Source organism: Haemophilus haemolyticus M19501 (genome assembly GCF_000222025.1).
Taxonomy (GTDB): domain Bacteria; phylum Pseudomonadota; class Gammaproteobacteria; order Enterobacterales; family Pasteurellaceae; genus Haemophilus; species Haemophilus haemolyticus_G.
The window spans coordinates 47104-60652 of sequence record NZ_AFQO01000003.1; the positions used below are offsets into that span (position 1 = coordinate 47104).

General features: G+C 38.6%; 17 protein-coding genes and 2 tRNA genes. 17 read left to right on the forward strand and 2 right to left on the reverse strand.

The window, feature by feature from the left end:
- The first annotated feature begins 10 nt into the window (after nucleotides 1-10).
- From tolQ to iscX, 17 genes are all read left to right on the forward strand, one after another.
- The gene (gene tolQ / locus GG9_RS07730) at nucleotides 11-697 is read left to right on the forward strand and encodes a protein TolQ (RefSeq protein ID WP_005630085.1); all 687 of its coding nucleotides are present in this window, start codon (nucleotides 11-13) and stop codon (nucleotides 695-697) included.
- Between the two features lie 64 nt (nucleotides 698-761).
- Nucleotides 762-1181, forward strand: coding sequence for a colicin uptake protein TolR (tolR, locus tag GG9_RS07725; RefSeq protein WP_005630087.1), 420 nt, complete (start codon nucleotides 762-764; stop codon nucleotides 1179-1181).
- 14 nt (nucleotides 1182-1195) lie between these two features.
- Nucleotides 1196-2293, forward strand: coding sequence for a cell envelope integrity protein TolA (gene tolA / locus GG9_RS07720; RefSeq protein WP_005630089.1), 1098 nt, complete (start codon nucleotides 1196-1198; stop codon nucleotides 2291-2293).
- Nucleotides 2294-2334: 41 nt separating this feature from the next.
- Nucleotides 2335-3618, forward strand: a complete 1284-nt coding sequence (tolB, locus tag GG9_RS07715) for a Tol-Pal system beta propeller repeat protein TolB (RefSeq protein WP_032825023.1) — start codon at nucleotides 2335-2337, stop codon at nucleotides 3616-3618.
- A gap of 25 nt (nucleotides 3619-3643) precedes the next feature.
- Nucleotides 3644-4105 carry a peptidoglycan-associated lipoprotein Pal gene (gene pal / locus GG9_RS07710; RefSeq protein ID WP_005630091.1) on the forward strand — a complete coding sequence of 154 codons (462 nt, stop codon included), beginning with the start codon at nucleotides 3644-3646 and terminating at the stop codon, nucleotides 4103-4105.
- A gap of 153 nt (nucleotides 4106-4258) precedes the next feature.
- Nucleotides 4259-4334: transfer RNA gene (locus tag GG9_RS0108440), tRNA-Lys, on the forward strand.
- A 23-nt stretch (nucleotides 4335-4357) separates the two neighbouring features.
- Nucleotides 4358-4433, forward strand: a tRNA-Lys gene (locus GG9_RS0108445).
- Between the two features lie 117 nt (nucleotides 4434-4550).
- Complete coding sequence (gene trmJ, locus GG9_RS07705; RefSeq protein ID WP_005630092.1) at nucleotides 4551-5270, forward strand: tRNA (cytosine(32)/uridine(32)-2'-O)-methyltransferase TrmJ; 720 nt, start codon at nucleotides 4551-4553, stop codon at nucleotides 5268-5270.
- Nucleotides 5271-5326: 56 nt separating this feature from the next.
- A complete protein-coding gene (gene iscR / locus GG9_RS07700) occupies nucleotides 5327-5782 on the forward strand; it encodes a Fe-S cluster assembly transcriptional regulator IscR (RefSeq protein ID WP_005630093.1) in 456 nt (151 codons plus the stop codon).
- A 71-nt stretch (nucleotides 5783-5853) separates the two neighbouring features.
- On the forward strand, nucleotides 5854-7068 hold the full coding sequence (locus GG9_RS07695) for an IscS subfamily cysteine desulfurase (RefSeq protein WP_005630094.1): 1215 nt from the start codon (nucleotides 5854-5856) through the stop codon (nucleotides 7066-7068).
- Between the two features lie 57 nt (nucleotides 7069-7125).
- Nucleotides 7126-7509 carry a Fe-S cluster assembly scaffold IscU gene (iscU, locus tag GG9_RS07690; protein WP_005626962.1) on the forward strand — a complete coding sequence of 128 codons (384 nt, stop codon included), beginning with the start codon at nucleotides 7126-7128 and terminating at the stop codon, nucleotides 7507-7509.
- Between the two features lie 53 nt (nucleotides 7510-7562).
- Entirely contained in the window at nucleotides 7563-7886 is a 324-nt protein-coding gene (gene iscA / locus GG9_RS07685; protein ID WP_005626961.1) for an iron-sulfur cluster assembly protein IscA, read from the forward strand.
- A gap of 12 nt (nucleotides 7887-7898) precedes the next feature.
- Nucleotides 7899-8420, forward strand: a complete 522-nt coding sequence (gene hscB, locus GG9_RS07680) for a Fe-S protein assembly co-chaperone HscB (RefSeq protein WP_005630095.1) — start codon at nucleotides 7899-7901, stop codon at nucleotides 8418-8420.
- Between the two features lie 30 nt (nucleotides 8421-8450).
- Nucleotides 8451-9137, forward strand: a complete 687-nt coding sequence (locus GG9_RS07675) for a DUF2625 domain-containing protein (protein WP_005630097.1) — start codon at nucleotides 8451-8453, stop codon at nucleotides 9135-9137.
- A gap of 20 nt (nucleotides 9138-9157) precedes the next feature.
- Nucleotides 9158-11017: a Fe-S protein assembly chaperone HscA gene (hscA, locus tag GG9_RS07670; protein ID WP_005630099.1), complete on the forward strand. Its 1860-nt coding sequence runs from the start codon at nucleotides 9158-9160 to the stop codon at nucleotides 11015-11017.
- A 40-nt stretch (nucleotides 11018-11057) separates the two neighbouring features.
- A complete protein-coding gene (fdx, locus tag GG9_RS07665) occupies nucleotides 11058-11399 on the forward strand; it encodes an ISC system 2Fe-2S type ferredoxin (protein ID WP_005629440.1) in 342 nt (113 codons plus the stop codon).
- Nucleotides 11399-11593 (forward strand): Fe-S cluster assembly protein IscX, encoded by a 195-nt coding sequence (iscX, locus tag GG9_RS07660; protein WP_005630102.1) that lies wholly within the window; start codon nucleotides 11399-11401, stop codon nucleotides 11591-11593. Before fdx ends, iscX begins: the two co-directional genes overlap by 1 nt.
- 50 nt (nucleotides 11594-11643) lie before the next feature.
- On the opposite strand, the gene GG9_RS07655 is transcribed toward iscX, so the two are convergent.
- Nucleotides 11644-12258: a YfgM family protein gene (locus GG9_RS07655; RefSeq protein ID WP_005630104.1), complete on the reverse strand. Its 615-nt coding sequence runs from the start codon at nucleotides 12256-12258 to the stop codon at nucleotides 11644-11646.
- Between the two features lie 17 nt (nucleotides 12259-12275).
- Nucleotides 12276-13547, reverse strand: a complete 1272-nt coding sequence (gene hisS, locus GG9_RS07650; protein WP_005630106.1) for a histidine--tRNA ligase — start codon at nucleotides 13545-13547, stop codon at nucleotides 12276-12278.
- Between the last annotated feature and the right edge of the window lie 2 nt (nucleotides 13548-13549).

Sequence of the window (13549 nt, forward strand, 5' to 3'; positions counted from 1 at the left end):
GGAGTATGCAATGACTGCAGAATTGAATTTTTTAGATCTTTTTCTAAAAGCAAGTATTGTTGTTCAACTTGTAATTGTGATTTTGATTTCATTCTCAATTATTTCTTGGGCGATTATTATTCAACGTAGCCGAGTTTTAACGGCTGCTTTAAAAGAAGCGAATACTTTTGAAGACCGTTTCTGGTCTGGTGAAGATTTGAATAAGCTATATGAAGGATTATCAAATCGTCGTGATATTTTAACGGGTAGTGAGCAAATTTTCTTTGTCGGTTTCAAAGAGTTTTCTCGCTTGAAACAAGTGAATCCAGACGCTCCTGAAGCGATTATTAAAGGCACAACGCGCGCGATGAATCTTGCGATGAACCGTGAGATTGAAAGCTTGGAAAGTAGAGTTCCATTCTTAGCCACAGTGGCATCTGTTAGCCCTTATATTGGTTTATTCGGAACCGTTTGGGGTATCATGCACGCTTTTATGGCATTAAGTGGTGCTAAACAAGCAACGTTACAGATGGTAGCTCCGGGTATCGCCGAGGCCTTGATTGCCACTGCAATCGGTTTGTTTGCCGCAATTCCTGCAGTAATGGCTTATAACCGTTTAAGCTTACGAGTAAACGCGATTGAACAAGATTACGGTAACTTTATTGATGAATTTACGACGATTTTACATCGCCAAGCTTTCGGCAAAGCACCACACTAAAATATAGAAAAAATACACCGCACTCTTTCGTTAAGTGCGGTGAAAAATAAGAGAGATTTGAATTATGGCTCGTCGTCAGCGTAAAGATATTAAATCTGAAATTAATATTGTCCCGTTTTTGGATGTATTGTTAGTGCTTGTGTTGATCTTTATGGTAACAGCACCAATTATTAGCCAAAGCGTACAAGTGGAATTGCCGGACTCAGTGCAAAGTCAAAATGTATCTAATGAAGATAAAGTGCCGGTGATTCTTGAAGTTTCAGGGATTGGACAATATGCGATTTCTATTGGCGGAGAACGTCAAGAAGGGTTAACGGAAGAAATGGTGACACAGTTATCTCGACAAGAATTTGATAAAGATAATAACACACTATTTTTAGTGGGTGGAGCTAAGGATGTTCCCTATGAAGAAGTGATTAAAGCACTTAATCTGCTCCACCTTGCTGGAATTAAATCTGTTGGTTTAATGACAAACCCAATTTAACTAAGTAGGTAACCGTGCAAAATAATCGACAAAAAAAAGGCGCAAATGCATTTGTTATTTCTATAGTGATGCACCTTGTTTTGTTTGGATTGTTGATTGTCAGCTCTTTCTACCATACAGTTGAAATTATGGGTGGTGGTGAAGGTGATGGTGATGCTATGGGGGCAGTAATGGTCGATACTGGCTCAGCAGCGCAAGAATGGGGTAGAATTCAACAACAGAAAAAAGGGCAAGCGGATAAGCGGAAACGTCCAGAACCCGTTGTTGAAGAAAAACCGCCACAACCTAATCAAGAAGAGATTAAGCGTCAACAGGAAGTTCAACGACAAGAAGAGTTAAAACGTCAGCAAGAAATAAAAAAACAACAAGAGCAAGCTCGTCAAGAAGCGTTGGAAAAACAGAAGCAAGCTGAAGAGGCTAAAGCTAAACAAGCGGCTGAAGCTACAAAATTAAAAGCAGATGCAGAGGCTAAACGTTTAGCTGCCGCAGCAAAACAAGCTGAAGAGGAGGCTAAAGCTAAAGCGGCAGAACTTGCAGCACAAAAAGCAAAACAAGAAGCAGAAGCCAAGGCAAAAGCTGAAGCTGCTGCTAAAGCAAAAGCTGAGGCTAAAGCGAAAGTAGAAGCTGATGCAAAAGCTAAAGCCGCTGCTGATGCTAAAGCAAAAGCTGATGCAGAGGCGAAAGCTAAAGCGGATGCAGCAAAACGAAAAGCGGACCAAGCTAGTTTAGATGATTTCTTAAATGGCGGAGATATTGGTGGCGGTAGTGCATCTAAAGGCGGAAATGCGAATAAAGGTGGAACTCAAGGTAGCGGTGCTGCGCTTGGTTCTGGCGATGGTGGCAAAGTAGGAGATCAATACGCTGGAGTGATTAAGAAAGAGATTCAACGTCGTTTCTTAAAAGATCCAAGTTTTGCAGGAAAAGTTTGTCGTATTAAAATTCAATTAAGTCGAGATGGAACAATCTTGGGATATCAAAAAATTTCAGGCCCTGATGATATTTGTACAGCAGCATTAAGTGCGGTTGCTAGAACGAAAAAAGTTCCAGCTGCGCCATCAGATGAAATTTATGAAAAATATAAATCGCCAATTATTGACTTTGATATTCGATAATTCTTTAGAAAAATTTATTGTTAAATTTTAAAGGTAACAAAATGAAATTATTAAAACGTTTAGTGAGCGTATTAGCGATTGTACTTGCTGTTGCAAGCAATGCATTCGCAGATGATGAAGTTCGCATTGTAATTGATGAAGGGGTTGATGGTGCACGTCCTATAGCTGTTGTGCCGTTTGCCGGATCTGCACCGGAAGATATTAGCAAAATTGTTGCTGATGATTTACGTAACAGTGGTAAATTTAATCCTATTGCGGTGTCTCAGATGCCCCAACGTCCAACTTCAGTAGCTGAGGTAAATCCTGAAGCTTGGTCTAATATTGGCATTGACGCAATTGTGGTCGGACAAGTTGTTCCGTCTGGTAATGGTTATAGTATTACTTATCAATTAATTGACACCGTTGGTGCATCAGGTACGCCAGGGGCGGTATTAATGCAAAATAGCTATACAGTGACAACTAAATGGTTACGCTATGGTGCTCATACTGTTAGTGATGAAGTTTTTGAAAAATTAACTGCGATCCGCGGTGCCTTTAGAACTCGTATCGCTTATGTTGTGCAAAAAAATGGTGGTTCACAACCCTATGAAGTACGTGTTGCAGACTACGATGGCTATAATCAATTTATCGTAAATCGTAGTTCTCAGCCAATTATGTCACCAGCTTGGTCTCCAGATGGTCAACGTTTAGCGTATGTATCTTTTGAAAATAAAAAATCACAACTTGTTGTACAAGATTTAAATTCTGGTGCTCGCAAAGTGGTGGCTTCTTTCCCTGGACATAATGGTGCTCCTGCATTCTCTCCGGATGGTTCACGTTTAGCTTTCGCCTCTTCACAGGATGGCTCATTAAATATTTATGTGATGAGTTCTCATGGCGGTGCTCCGACTCAATTAACTCGTGGTGCAGGTAATAATACCGAACCATCTTGGTCTCCGGATGGTAGCTCAATTTTATTTACATCCGATAGAAGTGGTTCACCACAAGTTTATCGTATGAGTGCAAACGGTGGTGGTGCAACACCGGTTGGTGGTCGCGGTAGTGCACAAATTAGCGCTGATGGCAAAACCCTTGTGATGATTAATGGAAACAATAATGTTGTTAAACAAGATCTCACATCTGGTGCATCAGAAGTACTTAGTACGTCTTTCTTAGGCGAAAGTCCAAGTCTTTCACCAAATGGAATTATGATTATTTATAGCTCTACACAAGGCTTAGGAAAGGTGCTACAATTAGTTTCTGCAGATGGTCGCTTTAAAGCGAGCCTTCCAGGAAGTAATGGCCAAGTGAAATTTCCTGCTTGGTCGCCATACTTAACTAAATAAAGAAAACTCATTGAGGAGAAATCTAATGAACAAATTTGTTAAATCATTATTAGTTGCAGGTTCTGTAGCTGCATTAGCTGCTTGTAGTTCATCTAACAACGATGCTGCAGGTAATGGTGCAGGCCAAACTTTTGGCGGATACTCTGTTGCCGATCTTCAACAACGTTATAACACCGTATATTTCGGTTTTGATAAATACGACATCACAGGTGAATACGTTCAAATCTTAGATGCTCACGCAGCATATTTAAATGCAACTCCAGCTGCTAAAGTATTAGTAGAAGGTAACACTGACGAACGCGGTACACCAGAATACAACATCGCGTTAGGTCAACGTCGTGCAGATGCAGTTAAAGGTTATTTAGCTGGTAAAGGTGTTGATGCTGGTAAATTAGGCACAGTATCTTACGGTGAAGAAAAACCTGCAGTATTAGGCCACGATGAAGCTGCATATTCTAAAAACCGTCGTGCAGTGTTAGCGTACTAATTCTTAGTATTTCTAATACTTGAAAAACAGGATCCATTTTTATTGGATCCTGTTTTGTTTTCATCGTTTGTAATTTAACCAATTAGTTTGAAAGAATGAATTTATTCTTTTGATTCTAAAACAAATGCGCTATCATTAGTTCATCAACACAGTGGGTCGTTAGCTCAGTCGGTAGAGCAGCGGACTTTTAATCCGTTGGTCGAAGGTTCGAATCCTTCACGACCCACCACTCTCTGATTTAGTTGTCCAGTTGGGTTGTTAGCTCAGTTGGTAGAGCAGCGGACTCTTAATCCGTCGGTCGAGAGTTCGAACCTCTCACAACCCACCATTCTTATTTTTATTATTCATCTCTAATATTTTAAATTTCTTTTAATTTGCTTAAATTCTTGACTATTTTTAGCGGTTATTGTGGTAGAATACCCTTAAATTTTAGTCGGGCATCATTATGTTGAAAAATATTCGTATTGTTTTAATTGAGACTTCGCATAGCGGTAATATTGGTTCTGCTGCTAGAGCAATGAAAACAATGGGATTGACCCAGCTTTGTCTTGTTTCACCAAAATCTGTTGATGAACAATCTTATGCTCTTTCAGCTGGCGCTGAAGATATTGTAAAAAATGCTAGAGTTGTCAATAGTTTTGATGAAGCCGTCGATGATTGCTCTTTGGTAATTGGAACAAGTGCTCGTTTACGTCATTTACAAAGTACCTTGATCGAGCCTCGAGAATGCGCGGAGAAAGTTGTAGCGCATGAAGGCAAGATAGCTATTGTGTTTGGTCGTGAACGTATTGGATTAACGAATAAAGAGTTGTTGAAATGTCATTACCATTTGAATATCCCAGCTAATCCTGATTATTCTTCTTTAAATTTGGCAATGGCGGTACAGTTGGTAAGCTATGAATTGCGCATGGCATTTTTAGCTCAAGATAAGAAGGAAAATTCACTTTCTTTAATAGAACAAAACTATCCAACTGCAGAACAACTCGCTTATTTTTTTGAGCATACTGAGCGTGTATATCAGTCACTCGGATTCATTCAAAATCAAGGTGTTATGCAAAAATTAAAGCGTTTATATTATCGCGCTCAACTTGAAAAAAATGAATTAAATATTTTAAATGGCATGCTAAGTGCGGTCGAAAAACGAATTGATCTTGATTTAGATTAATTGACTGATTTAGTAGGATATGTAAATATTGCAACATCACTTTTTAGGAACACTTTATGAAACTTACATCGAAAGGTCGTTATGCAGTCACTGCGGTTTTAGATATCGCTTTAAATGCAGAAAAAGGTCCTGTGAGCCTTGCAGATATTTCTGAACGTCAACATATTTCGTTATCTTATTTAGAACAACTTTTTGCTAAATTACGTCGTGATGGATTAGTAAAAAGTGTTCGTGGACCTGGTGGTGGGTATCAGCTAGGTTTACCAAGTGATCAAATTTCAGTGGGAATGATTATTTCAGCGGTAAATGAAAATATTCATGTAACAAAATGTCTTGGTCGTGGAAATTGTCAAAATGGCGTAGAATGTTTAACTCATACATTGTGGGAAGATCTGAGTAATCGCATTGAAAGTTTTCTCAATGAAATTACTTTGGCTGAATTGGTGAGTAAACGTGAGTCAAAACGCCAAACTCATAGCGATTTTGAGAATTTATTAATTGTTAATCAATAAAGGAAAGTAGTCCGTACAGTGCAAAATGCATTAAAAGTGCGGTCAAATTTAGAATGATTTAGGAGTGAAAAATGAAATTACCTATTTATTTAGATTATGCAGCAACTTGTCCTGTGGACGAGCGTGTTGCGAAGAAAATGATGGAATTTTTAACCATTGACGGTACATTCGGTAACCCAGCTTCTCGCTCGCATAAATTTGGTTGGCAAGCAGAAGAAGCGGTAGATGTGGCTCGTAATCAAATTGCGGATCTTATTGGTGCCGATTCTCGTGAAATTGTGTTTACTTCTGGTGCGACAGAATCAGATAACCTTGCAATTAAAGGCGCTGCACATTTTTACCAAACTAAAGGTAAGCATATCATCACTTGCAAAACCGAGCATAAAGCTGTATTAGATACTTGTCGTCAATTAGAACGTGAAGGTTTTGAAGTGACTTATTTATCACCTGAGTCTGATGGTTTAATTGATTTAGAAAAATTTAAAGCCGCACTTCGTCCCGATACTATTTTAGTTTCAATTATGCATGCCAATAATGAAATTGGTGTGTTGCAAGATATTAAAGCTATTGGTGAGCTTTGTCGTGCAAATAAAACGATTTTCCACGTAGATGCAACTCAAAGTGTGGGCAAAGTTGCGATTAACTTAGAAGAGTTGCCAGTTGATTTATTATCTATGTCTAGCCATAAACTTTATGGACCTAAAGGTATTGGTGCGTTATACGTTCGTCGTAAACCACGTATCCGTTTAGAAGCGATTATTCATGGTGGTGGTCATGAGCGCGGAATGCGTTCAGGTACATTACCTGTTCACCAAATCGTGGGAATGGGCGAGGCTTATCGAATTGCAAAAGAAGAAATGGCATCTGAAATGCCACGTTTAAAAGCTCTTCGTGATCGTTTATATAATGGCTTAAAAGATATTGAAGAAACCTACGTAAATGGCTCAATGGAGCACCGTTTAGATAGTAATTTAAATATTAGCTTTAACTATGTTGAAGGTGAATCTTTAATGATGGCGTTGCGTGATATCGCTGTATCTTCTGGTTCTGCTTGTACATCAGCTAGCCTAGAGCCATCTTATGTATTGCGCGCACTTGGTTTAAATGATGAATTGGCACACAGCTCAATTCGTTTTACACTTGGTCGTTACACCACTGAAGAAGAAATTGATTACACCATTAATTTAGTGAAAAGTGCGGTGGAAAAACTTCGTGCATTATCGCCATTATGGGATATGTTTAAAGAAGGTATCGACCTTAGTACAATTGAGTGGTCAGCTCACTAGGATTTAACTGCTATTATTAAATGGCGTTTCTCAAGGATTTAAAAAAGGAAAGTTAAAATGGCTTATAGCGAAAAAGTAATCGATCATTATGAAAATCCGCGCAATGTGGGTTCTATGGATAAAAAAGATAGCAATGTTGGTACTGGCATGGTAGGTGCGCCAGCTTGTGGTGATGTAATGCAGTTACAAATTAAAGTAAATGATAACGGCATTATTGAAGATGCAAAATTTAAGACTTATGGTTGTGGTTCTGCTATTGCATCTAGCTCATTAATTACCGAGTGGGTGAAAGGTAAATCTTTAGAAGAAGCAGGCGCTATTAAAAATAGCCAAATTGCAGAAGAGTTAGAATTGCCACCAGTGAAAGTACACTGTTCCATTTTAGCGGAAGATGCAATTAAAGCGGCAATTGCTGATTACAAATCCAAAAAAGGCGAATAATATGAAAAAGTGCGGTCGGTTTTGACCGCACTTTTAGTGGTTTTGGGGGATATATGAGTATTACATTAACAGAAAAAGCCGCTCAACGAGTGAAAGCTTTTTTGGATAATCGTGGCAAAGGTATTGGTTTACGTTTAGGTGTTAAAACATCAGGCTGTTCTGGCTTAGCTTATGTGCTTGAGTTTGTTGATGTCTTAAATGAAGAAGATCAAGTTTTTGAACAACATGGTGTGAATATTATTGTCGATCCAAAAAGCTTAGTTTATCTCAATGGTATTGAGTTGGATTATGTGAAAGAAGGCTTAAATGAAGGCTTCAAATACAATAATCCAAATGTAAAAGAATCTTGTGGCTGTGGTGAAAGTTTTCACGTTTAAGGTAATAATCTGATGTTAAATCCTTTTCAAATTTTTGATTTACCTGTTGATTTTCAGTTAGATGAGAAGGCGTTAAATACACGTTATTTAGAATTACAAAAGGCGCTGCATCCAGATAATTTTGTATCAAGTAGTGCGTTAGAACAACGCGTTGCGATGCAAAAATCCACCGAAGTGAATGATGCCTTAAAAACGTTAAAAGACCCAATTTTGCGAGCGGAAGCTATCATTGCTCTTAATACGGGTGAACAGATAGATCTTGAACAAAAAAGTACTCAAGATGTGGCGTTTTTAATGCAACAGTTACAGTGGCGAGAACAACTAGAAGAACTTGATCATCAGAAAGATGAAGATGCATTAAACGCTTTTGCAAAAGAAATTAAACAAGAAACTCAGTCATTATTGACCGCACTTTCTGAGAGTTTGACATCCCAACAATGGACGAAAGCATCTCAACAGTGTGATAAATTACGTTTTACCCGTAAACTTTCTGAAGAAATTGAACGTGTAGAAGAACGTCTTTTTGAACTGTAATAGATCTATATCTCAATATCCCTTGATATTATGCAAACTCTCGAACAACTAATATCTCCAGAAAATTCCGCTTGGCCTATACTTTCCCAATGGATTGAAAGTGCACGTAATTATTGTTATGTCATTAAAAAAGATCAATCAAGTGCAGAACGTGAACTTTTTACCATGCAAATGCCAACATCATCACCAATGGGGGCTGTGATTTATGAAACAGGTGGAATTTTAATTCATTATGGTTGGTTGCGTATTTTAGGTTCAGGAAGTTTTAAATTACCGCGCGGATTGATGGATTGGAATTTTAGTAAGTCTTTTAGTGAATCTGGTGAAAAACCAAAGTATTTATTGGTTGCCGATGATGTGATAGGCGGTTACTTTGCATTAAATGGTGGTTCGTTAGGCGATAACCTTGGCAAAATTTATTATTTTTCACCGAAAGATCTCACTTGGCATAATTTAAATTTTACTTATACAGAATTTTTAGCTTGGGCATTGAATGGTGATTTAGAGGCTTTTTATCAAGGTCTATTTTGGCAAAATTGGCAAGATGATGTGAAACAATTGGATGGTAATCAAATTTTTGTATTCTCGCCTGACTTAAGTGAAGAGAGAAAAATAGCGATTGATGAACGTCAAAAACACGAAGTCAATATTGAAACACATTACCAATCAAGCTTTGCAGAAAAAAATAAATTTGATTTGGCGTATTCCGTCGCATAACACCAGTAGAAAAATAGCATATGGCATTATTACAAATTGCAGAACCCGGACAAACAGCTGCACCGCATCAACATCGTTTAGCCGTTGGGATTGATTTGGGAACAACCAATTCTTTGGTTGCATCAGTGCGTAGTGGGCAATCCGTGATTCTTAATGATGAACAAGAACGCAGCCTTGTGCCGTCAGTTGTTCATTATGGCGTTGAAGAGAAGAAAGTTGGTTTAGAAGCCTTTGAACAAGCATCACTTGATCCAAAAAATACGGTGATTTCAGTAAAACGTCTAATTGGTCGTAGTCTTGCTGATGTTCAGTCTCGTTATTCTAGTTTGCCTTATGAATTTGTAGCGAGTGAAAATGGATTACCTTTAATTGTTACGACACAGGGGCCAAAAAGTCCAATTGAAGTATCTTCAGATATTTTATCGCGTTTAAATAATATTGCAGAACAACGCCTTGGTGGAGAGCTTTCTGGGGTTGTGATTACGGTTCCTGCTTATTTTGATGATGCTCAACGTCAAAGCACTAAGGATGCTGCGCGTTTAGCTGGGCTAAATGTATTACGTTTATTGAATGAACCTACTGCAGCCGCAGTCGCTTATGGATTGGATAGCGGGCAGGAAGGAATTATTGCTGTTTATGATTTAGGTGGCGGTACATTTGATATTTCAATTTTACGTTTATCAAAAGGTGTCTTTGAAGTTCTAGCCACGGGTGGAGATACTGCGCTAGGTGGTGATGATTTTGACCATTTAATAGCTGATTGGGTAGTTGAACAAACCCAATTAAAACCACAAACCCCAAATCAACAGCGCGAACTGATAACCCTTGCTAGCCAAGCCAAAATTGCTTTAAGTACTGAGAAAAGTGCGGTGATTTCTTGGATGAATTTTTCAGTAGAAATTTCACGGGAACAATTTAATGACTTGATTCACTCACTTATAAAACGTTCATTGCTAACTTGTCGCCGAGCTTTGAAAGATGCCAACGTTGAATCTGAAGAAGTGCAAGCGGTAGTGATGGTTGGTGGGTCAACTCGAGTGCCATATGTACGAGAACAGGTTGGCGAGTTTTTTGGTAAAACACCACTCACTTCCATTGATCCAGATAAAGTTGTAGCACTTGGTGCCGCAATTCAAGCGGATATTTTAGTCGGCAATAAAACTGATTCTGATATGTTGTTGCTGGATGTCGTGCCACTTTCTTTAGGCATTGAGACGATGGGTGGATTAGTGGAAAAAATTATTCCACGTAACACAACAATTCCTGTGGCTCGTGCACAAGAGTTTACTACTTTCAAAGATGGCCAAACAGCAATGACCGTTCATGTTGTACAAGGTGAACGTGAGCTGGTAGATGATTGTCGTTCTTTAGGGCGTTTTACTCTACGAGGTATTCCGGCAATGGCTGCGGGTGCCGCTCATATCCGAGTGACTTATCAAGTGGATGCAGATGGTTTATTAAGTGTGACTGCAATGGAAAAATCGACAAAAGTGCAGGCATCAATCCAAATTAAACCTTCTTATGGTTTAACCGATGAAGAAGTGACAGCAATGATAAAATCTTCTTTTGATAATGCGCAAGAGGATTTACAAGCTCGTGAATTAGCCGAGCAACGAGTAGAAGCGGATCGTGTAATTGAAAGCGTGATTGTTGCGTTACAAGCTGATGGGGCTGAATTGCTGAGCACAGAAGAGTTTCATCATATTGAAAGCGTGTTAAAACAATTAATGGATGTAAAACAAGGTTCAGATCGTGATGCCATCGCGCAAGGAATTAAAGCCTTGGATACCGCCACCCAAGAATTTGCAGCACGTCGAATGAATGCATCGATTAATAAAGCTTTGACTGGCAAAAATTTGTCAGATATTGAAAAACCGTAAAAGTGCGGTCAGATTATTAAATAATTTTGAGGAAAGTGTTATGCCAAAAGTGATTTTTTTACCTAATGAAGAATTTTGTCCCGAAGGTATGGTTGTTGATGCCGCGGCAGGTGATAATTTATTAGAAGTTGCACACAATGCAGGAGTAGAAATTCATCATGCTTGTGATGGCTCCTGTGCTTGCACAACCTGCCATGTCATTATCCGTGAAGGTTTTGACTCTCTAAATGAAACGAGTGACCAAGAAGAAGATATGCTGGATAAAGCTTGGGGATTAGAAATGGATAGTCGTTTATCTTGCCAATGTGTCGTGGGAGACGAAGATCTTGTGGTAGAAATTCCGAAATATAACATTAACCATGCCAATGAGGCGGCCCACTAATGAAATGGACTGATGCACAATTAATTGCAGAAGAACTTTACGATCGTAATCCAGATTTAGATCCAAAAACAGTTCGTTTTACTGATTTACATAAATGGATTTGTGAACTTGAAGATTTTGATGACGATCCTAATAAGTCAAATGAAGCGATTCTTGAGGCTATTTTATTGAAATGGTTGGATGAATTTGAATAATTAGAAATTTGATTGAAAAAATACCCGCACTTTGATGCGGGTATTCTTTTTTAAAGATTGTTTAATTTCATTTTGGCCATTTGTTGTTCTAATTGGCTACCACTTTGTTGTGCTTGCTCAAAGCTGTTTTTGGCCGCAACTTTATCTCCTTTAGCGACTTGGATATCGCCAGTTAAAATCGCTTTACGGGCATTAAAACTTTCACCCTTCACTTGATTTAAGGTGGTTAATGCATTGTCTAATTGACCCAATTGAAATTGTACAGCACTGAGACGTAATGCAACAATAGATGTTAATACTTCATCTTGAGATTGCATTAATGCTTGATTTAAGTTTACTTCTGCTGCTGCAAAGTCTTGTTTCTCTGTCGCTTTTTTCGCTTCATCTAATAAAGCAAATACAGCGTATGCAGTTTTGTTGTTAGCTTGCACAAATTGTTCTATATTTGCTTTTTTAGCTTGTTCATCTTGTTGTGCAGAATAGATTAACGCATCATACTGTGCCGAAGCTTGAGCGATTTTCTCTGCTTGGTGAGCTTGCCAATAACGCCATCCAAACATACCACCCACACCTAAGATAAAAGCGACAATAATTGTTTTGCCATTCTCTTTCCACCAGTCTTTCAACTGGTTAATCTCTTGTTCTTCTTCAATGGAATAAGCCATGTTTTTCCCCTTTTAAATTAAAATTGAGTTTGAATATAGTCGATTACATTCACTAAATCTAAGGTTTGCTGATCTGCGCCACCTTGCAAGTGTTTAATAACGACTTGTTTATTTTGTACTTCGCTTTCGCCGATAACTAATGCCAATGTTGCACCAGATTTATCTGCACGTTTAAATTGTTTTTTGAAATTACCGCCAGAGCAGTGTAACATAGTATTTAAGTGCGGTAATTCTGAGCGTACTTTTTCCGCTAATTCAAAAGCGGCTAATGTTGCGCCTTTACCTTGATAAACAACATAAATATCCACCGCACTTTTCACAGGAACATTTGGATTAACTTCTTGCACCAACAAGACTAAACGTTCTAATCCCATCGCAAATCCGATGCTCGGTGTTGCGTGTCCGCCAAGTTGTTCCACTAAACCGTCATAACGACCGCCGCCACATACAGTACCTTGTGCGCCAAGAGCAGAGGTTACCCATTCAAATACAGTTTTGTTGTAATAATCTAAGCCACGCACGAGTTTAGGATTAATTTCATATTGAATTCCCACTGCATCTAATAATGAACATAATTGTTCAAAATGCTCACGGCTTTCATCATCTAAATAATCAAGTAATTTTGGCGCGTTATCTAATACTTTTTGTAATTCTGGATTTTTTGTGTCCAAAATACGAAGTGGATTTTTTACCAAGCGATCTTTTTCTTCATCGCTCATTAAATCTTGATGGTTTTCTAAGAATCCAACCAACGCTGAACGATAATTTGCGCGTGCTTCTAAAGAACCAATTGAGTTAAGTTGAAGTGTAACATGTTGATCGATACCTAACGCTTTCCATAAACGGTAGGTAAGCATGATTAATTCTGCATCGATTTCTGGATTCGCAATACCGAAAACTTCAACACCTGCTTGATGGAATTGACGATAACGACCTTTTTGTGGACGTTCATGACGGAACATTGGCCCCATATACCATAAGCGTTGTTCATTGTTATAGATCCAACCGTGTTCAATGGCGGCACGCACACAACCTGCAGTGCCTTCAGGGCGTAAGGTTAATTGTTCATCGTTATCCCAAAATGTGTACATCTCTTTTGAAACAACATCTGTTACTTCACCGATTGCACGAGCGAATAATGGTGTACTTTCTACAACTGGCATACGCACTTCGGAATAACCGTAGTTGTTTAATACTTGGCGTACTTGCGCTTCAATCCATTGCCATAATGGAGATTCAGTAGGGGAGCAATCGTTCATTCCACGAATTGCTTGAATAGTTTTAGCCACGA

Excerpts from the sequence above, each read along its gene's own strand:
- tolQ (WP_005630085.1), top strand. The coding sequence starts at position 11 with ATGACTGCAGAATTGAATTTTTTAGATCTTTTTCTAAAAGCAAGTATT.
- tolR (WP_005630087.1), top strand. The coding sequence starts at position 762 with ATGGCTCGTCGTCAGCGTAAAGATATTAAATCTGAAATTAATATTGTC.
- tolB (WP_032825023.1), top strand. The coding sequence starts at position 2,335 with ATGAAATTATTAAAACGTTTAGTGAGCGTATTAGCGATTGTACTTGCT.
- pal (WP_005630091.1), top strand. The coding sequence starts at position 3,644 with ATGAACAAATTTGTTAAATCATTATTAGTTGCAGGTTCTGTAGCTGCA.
- trmJ (WP_005630092.1), top strand. The coding sequence starts at position 4,551 with ATGTTGAAAAATATTCGTATTGTTTTAATTGAGACTTCGCATAGCGGT.
- iscR (WP_005630093.1), top strand. The coding sequence starts at position 5,327 with ATGAAACTTACATCGAAAGGTCGTTATGCAGTCACTGCGGTTTTAGAT.
- GG9_RS07695 (WP_005630094.1), top strand. The coding sequence starts at position 5,854 with ATGAAATTACCTATTTATTTAGATTATGCAGCAACTTGTCCTGTGGAC.
- iscU (WP_005626962.1), top strand. The coding sequence starts at position 7,126 with ATGGCTTATAGCGAAAAAGTAATCGATCATTATGAAAATCCGCGCAAT.
- iscA (WP_005626961.1), top strand. The coding sequence starts at position 7,563 with ATGAGTATTACATTAACAGAAAAAGCCGCTCAACGAGTGAAAGCTTTT.
- hscB (WP_005630095.1), top strand. The coding sequence starts at position 7,899 with ATGTTAAATCCTTTTCAAATTTTTGATTTACCTGTTGATTTTCAGTTA.
- GG9_RS07675 (WP_005630097.1), top strand. The coding sequence starts at position 8,451 with ATGCAAACTCTCGAACAACTAATATCTCCAGAAAATTCCGCTTGGCCT.
- hscA (WP_005630099.1), top strand. The coding sequence starts at position 9,158 with ATGGCATTATTACAAATTGCAGAACCCGGACAAACAGCTGCACCGCAT.
- fdx (WP_005629440.1), top strand. The coding sequence starts at position 11,058 with ATGCCAAAAGTGATTTTTTTACCTAATGAAGAATTTTGTCCCGAAGGT.
- iscX (WP_005630102.1), top strand. The coding sequence starts at position 11,399 with ATGAAATGGACTGATGCACAATTAATTGCAGAAGAACTTTACGATCGT.
- GG9_RS07655 (WP_005630104.1), bottom strand. The coding sequence starts at position 12,258 with ATGGCTTATTCCATTGAAGAAGAACAAGAGATTAACCAGTTGAAAGAC.